4 protein-coding genes are annotated in these 4,926 nt (G+C 76.5%); all 4 read right to left on the bottom strand.

The annotated features are described in order from the left end of the window. Positions 1 to 2,030 (bottom strand): lantibiotic dehydratase (locus IE294_RS46250; protein WP_189895313.1); only part of this gene is annotated, 2,030 nt, incomplete at its 3' end. Between the two features lie 9 nt (positions 2,031 to 2,039). Continuing rightward, on the bottom strand, positions 2,040 to 2,300 hold the full coding sequence (locus IE294_RS46245; protein WP_189895312.1) for an acyl carrier protein: 261 nt from the start codon (positions 2,298 to 2,300) through the stop codon (positions 2,040 to 2,042). A gap of 65 nt (positions 2,301 to 2,365) precedes the next feature. Next, positions 2,366 to 3,310 (bottom strand): threonine ammonia-lyase, encoded by a 945-nt coding sequence (locus IE294_RS46240; RefSeq protein WP_189895311.1) that lies wholly within the window; start codon positions 3,308 to 3,310, stop codon positions 2,366 to 2,368. After that, positions 3,307 to 4,833, bottom strand: a complete 1,527-nt coding sequence (locus tag IE294_RS46235) for an amino acid adenylation domain-containing protein (RefSeq protein WP_189895310.1) — start codon at positions 4,831 to 4,833, stop codon at positions 3,307 to 3,309. Before IE294_RS46235 ends, IE294_RS46240 begins: the two co-directional genes overlap by 4 nt. Positions 4,834 to 4,926 lie beyond the last annotated feature (93 nt).

The raw sequence follows: 4,926 nt of genomic DNA, 5'->3' as shown, positions 1-4,926 counted from the left end.
ACGAAGCGCCGGGCCTCGCTCTTGTCGTCGGCGAAGGCCAGCGCGGAGCCGGCGAACCGCCAGGTCTCCCGAGCGACCGTCATCCGGTCGATGGTGACCCGGGGGCAGTGGTCGGCCTCCGGCAGCAGCCGAAACCGGTCCGTCACCAGCGTGGTCAGCACATGGGCGAACACCTCCACGACCGGGAACACCGCGCCGTCGGGCAGCACCACGCACAGCCGGCCCTCGCGGTGTTCCACCGCCGCGTCGGCGCTCGGCACGGTGCGCCGGCGGAACGGGTCCGCCGTGTTGTCGAGCAGGGCGACCTGGTAGTCCCGCGGCCGTACCAGCGCGTGCCGGATGCGGGCGGAGAGCCGGGACCTGTGCTCCTTCGGCAGCAGCGGCAGCAGCCGGGGCTCCGGGTGGTCCCGGTTGGTGCGGTCGAACAGCTCACGGGGGTCGGGGTGCTGATTGACGAACAGCTCGTTCCCCATCGTGTTGGAGGCCAGGTGGAGTTCGCCGAGGACGAGGCCGAACTCCCCGCGCTCGACGGCGGCGGCGTCCTCCGCGGCGATCATCACGTCCGGGCTGATGTACCGCGCCGCGGTCCAGCCCGGCGCGGTGGCGGGCCCGAAGGCATCCGCCACCCGGCCGGCGATGTCCGCGGCGGCGACCGTGACGCGGCGCACCCCCGCCGGGGCCGGGAGGATCCGCTGCCAGCGGCGCTCGAACTCCGCCTGGAGATCGGCGGCCTCGGAGGCCGCGGCCCCGTGCAGGACCGGCATGCAGGCGAACCAGAAGGCGGCGAGGTCCACCGCGCGCCCGGGCCCGGCGTCGGCGCGCAGCCGCTCGTACACCTCCGTGACGCGCTCCGTCACACGGGCGGCCAGGGCCGAGCAGAGCCAGGAGGCCGAGGACATCAGCAGGTCGAGCGGGGCGAGCGCGTCCCGCACCCGGCTGCCGAGCGTCACCCGGGCGGCGCGGCGGCTGTCCGAGTACACGACGGCGCGGCCGGGCGCCGTCGTGGTGCTCTTCTCGCGCTTGGCGGCCGCTTCGGTCACGCGTCGGAACGTCTCCTCGACGGCGGTGAGCGCCGCGACCAGCCGCTCGGGGTCCCCGGCGGCCACCCGGACGCCGGCGACCGCGGTCTCCAGTTCGTCCATCCGGGCGAGGGCGGCGGCGCGCGGCGCGGGCTCGCCGATCCGCTCCAGGCAGGCGCGCAGCCGACGGTCGGGCCGGATGTCGGCGGGCACGTCCAGCCGCCAGGTGACCCAGCGCAGCCGGACCAGCTCCTCCAGCAGGGCGGGCACGTCCGTTCCCGGGCCGATCTCCCGCTGGAGGGCCGGGACGGAACGGGTGCCGTCGCACAGGCGCAGCAGCCGGAGCGTCTGCGGCGGCACCGGCCGCGGCGGTCTGGCGGGGAGCCGTACGGCGTCCTCCTCCAGCCGTACGAACGGGACCCGGCGGGGCGCCGCCCAGGGCCGCACCGCCGGGTCGGCCTCGATCTCACGGGCCAGGGCGTCGACCGACCAGCTGGACCAGAACACCTCCGAGGAGGCGGTCAGCCCGGCACCCGGCTCGACGGCCACGCCCGGCCGGGCGGTGTCGAAGGCGCCCCAGCCGACGGGACCGAAGAAGCCGATGGTGTCGTTCTTGACGCAGAACCGCTGCCAGTAGTGGGCGACCAGCTCCTCGCGCTGACGCTGCTTGAAGGTGCGGCCCGCGGTCTGCGGCGACCAGTTGAGGAACGGCCGGATCGCCGAGTCGAGCACCCCCCGGTTCTGCCAGGCGACCGCCGCCCGGAACGGCGCCGAGGCGGCGATCTCCTGCGCCGTCCCGGCGGCCCGCACGGCAGCCTGCGTGAACTCTGCCTCGAAGGCCTCCCAGGCCGCCCCGGACAGGGCGTCCCGCGGCCCGAACTTGTCCGCTGCCGCGGCCAGGCCCGCCGGCGCGAGCCGGAGCACCCCGTCCGCCGGGAACCCCGCGCCGCGCACCGCGACCTGGTCCCACAGCCGCCAGCGGCCGCTCAGGGAGACGGATCCGTCGTGCATCCCGGCCCCCTAGGCCGACGCGGGAGCGAGGGACAGGTCGTCGGCGACGACCTCCGCCAGCTCGGCCGGGGACGGATAGGTGAAGACCAGGGCGACGGCGATCTCGGCGTCCAGCAGTTCCTGGAGCCGGTGGACGATCTGGAAGGCGGCGAGCGAGTCGCCACCCGCCTCGAAGAAGTCGCTCGCGGCGTCCAGGCTGTCGTCGCCGAGCGTCTCGCGGTAGTAGCCGGTGATCAGCCCGGTGAGTTCGGCGGTGTCGATGGGGTTCATGGCCCGTCCTTCTTCAGAGGGGTACGGATGTGGACAAAGGGAGGGGAACGGCACGGTGCGGCCGGTCAGCGGCCGGCGGCGGGCGCGGACCGGGCCGCGGCCAGGGCGGCGGCGCTGTTGCCGCCGGAGACGACGACGGCGACACGGCCGGACAGCCCCAGCCGGAGCGCGCCGGCCAGGGCGGCGGCGCCGCTCGGCTCCGCCGGGATGCCGGCGCGGTGCAGCAGGGCCATCGCGCGCAGCACGGCCCGGTCGCCGACACCGGTCAGCTCGTCGACCCGGTGCCGGACGATCGGCAGGACCACCTCGCCGGGCCGCTGGCCCCGCAATCCGTCCGCCACCGAGTCGCTGGGCGGCACCTCCACCGGGCGGCCGGCGGCGAGGGAGAGGGCGTAGCGCCGGGCCCCGTCGGGCTCCACGCCGATGATCCGGACCCCGCTGCCCAGATGGGCGGCGGCGAGGCAGACGCCGGCCAGCAGGCCGCCGCCGCCCACCGGGACGACGATCGCGTCCAGGTCGGGGGCGTCCCCCAACAGCTCCAGGCCGACGGTGCCCTGTCCGGCCACCACGAGTTCGTGATCGGAGGAGGGCAGCAGCGCGGCCCCGGTGCGGGCGGCGAGGTCCCTGGCGTGGCGGTCGCGGTCGGCCACCCCGCCGGGCACCCGGACGACCCGTCCGCCCAGTGCCCGGACGGCCGCTTCCTTCGCCTCCGCCGCGCCGGACGCCATCACCACCGTCACCCGGACGCCGAGCGCGCGGCCGAGGGTGGCCACCGCGATGCCGTGGTTGCCGGAGGAGCCGGCGACCACCTCGTCGGGGCCGAGCGCGAGCAGCGCGTTGGCCGCGCCGCGGAGCTTGAACGACCCGCTGCGCTGGAGGTGTTCGGCCTTGACCAGCAGCCCGGGCAGCACGTCGTGGCGCAGCAGGGGAGTGCGCCGCACATGGGGGGTGATCCGGTCGGCGGCTTCCTGGACCGCGGCCGGTGCGATGCCGGTGTCCGCGGCCGTCATGACACGGGCTCCGGCACGGAGGCGCGCAGCGCCCGCCGGTCCGCCTTGCCGCTGTGGGTGACGGGCAGGCGCTCCAGCCGGGTGAACCGCCGGGGCATCATGTGCGGCGGCAGCGTGCGGGCCAGGTGCGCGCGCAACTGGGCGTCGGTGATGCCCTCCAGCGGGCCGGTGACATGGGCGCCGAGCCAGGTCCGGCCCCGGTCGTCGGTCTCGGCGGTCACTACGGCGCCCGTGACGTCCGGGTGGGCGAGCAGGGCGCCCTCGATCTCGGCCGGGTCCACGCGGTGGCCGCGGATCTTGAGCTGGCGGTCGGCCCGGCCGAGGTATTCGAGGGTGCCGCCGGGACCTCGCCGGGCGAGGTCGCCGGTGCGGTACAGCCGCGCGCCGGGCGGCCCGTACGGATCGGGCGGGAACCGGTCCGCCGTCAGCGCGGGCCGTCCGCCGTAACCGCGCGCCACGCCCGCGCCGCCGATGTGCACCTCGCCGGTCCGCCCGTCCGGGACCTCGCGGCCCTCCTCGTCGAGCAGTCGTACGACGGTGCCGTCGACGGCGGTGCCGACGGTGTCCACGGAGGTGTCGGGGTCGGCCGGCACCTCGTGGCGGGTGGAGGTCATGGTGCACTCGCTGGGCCCGTACTGGTTGACCAGCCGGCCGCCGACCAGGGCACGGCCCCCGGCTGCGAGGAAGGGGCGCAGCGACTCCCCGCTGGAGCAGACCAGGCGCAGGGAGTGCAGCCGCTCGGCCGCCGCCGGGGACTGGGCGAGGAAACCGAGGAAGGACGGGGTGGTGCTGAGGAGGGTGTCGACGCCGTACTCGGCGACGATGTCGGCGAAGGACTCCGCGCGCAGCAGGCGCGAGCGCTCGACCAGGACGACGCACCCGCCGGCGGCGAGCGGTGCGAAGGTGTCCCGGATCGAGGCGTCGTAGCCGGGCGGGGCGAGTTGCAGGGTGACGGTGCCGGGGCCGAGGGCGTTGTCGCGGACGACGGCGCGGAGATACGTGTCGAGACCGCCGTGCTCGATCAGGACGGGGTTGGGGGCGCCGGTCGAGCCCGAGGTGTGGCTGACGTAGGCGAGCGCGCGCGGATGGGGGGCTGCGAAGGCGGCCGGCGGCGGGTCGTCCGCGGGGAGCCGGTCGACGAGGACGAAGGGCGCGTCGACCAGCGGCCCCAGGCGGTCGGCGAGGGCCGCGCGGGTGATCAGGCGGGCCACGCCGGCGCCGGCGGCCAGCGCGGCGAGCCGCCCGTCGGGCAGACCGGTGTCCAGGGTGAGGAACGCCCCGCCGGCCCGTACGACCGCGGCGGTCGCGACCACGGCGTCGGCGCCGGGCGGCAGGGCCACCGCGCAGACCTGCTCCGGACCCACGCCGTGGGCGGCGAGCCGGGCGGCGAGCCGGTCGATCCGGGCGGCGAGTTCGCCGTAGCCGGTCGGGCCGTCGGCGGTCAGCAGGGCGGCGGAGCGCGGCGCGCGGTCGGCGTGCGCGCGGATGTCGTCGACGAAGGTCGTCCGTGCGGGGGCGGTCATGCCGGCTCCCCGTGGGCGGTGCTCCGGTCGACGGCGACGAGGCGGAGTTCGGAGGTGTAGCGCCGGCCTTGGTCGTCGGTGAGCCAGGTCTGT

The organism is Streptomyces canarius (genome assembly GCF_014650735.1).
Classification (GTDB): domain Bacteria; phylum Actinomycetota; class Actinomycetes; order Streptomycetales; family Streptomycetaceae; genus Streptomyces; species Streptomyces olivaceoviridis.
This window is presented reverse-complemented; position numbering and strand designations above follow the sequence as displayed.

Coding starts and splice junctions, on each gene's coding strand:
- IE294_RS46245 (WP_189895312.1), bottom strand. CDS start 2,300: ATGAACCCCATCGACACCGCCGAACTCACCGGGCTGATCACCGGCTAC.
- IE294_RS46235 (WP_189895310.1), bottom strand. CDS start 4,833: ATGACCGCCCCCGCACGGACGACCTTCGTCGACGACATCCGCGCGCAC.
- IE294_RS46240 (WP_189895311.1), bottom strand. CDS start 3,310: ATGACGGCCGCGGACACCGGCATCGCACCGGCCGCGGTCCAGGAAGCC.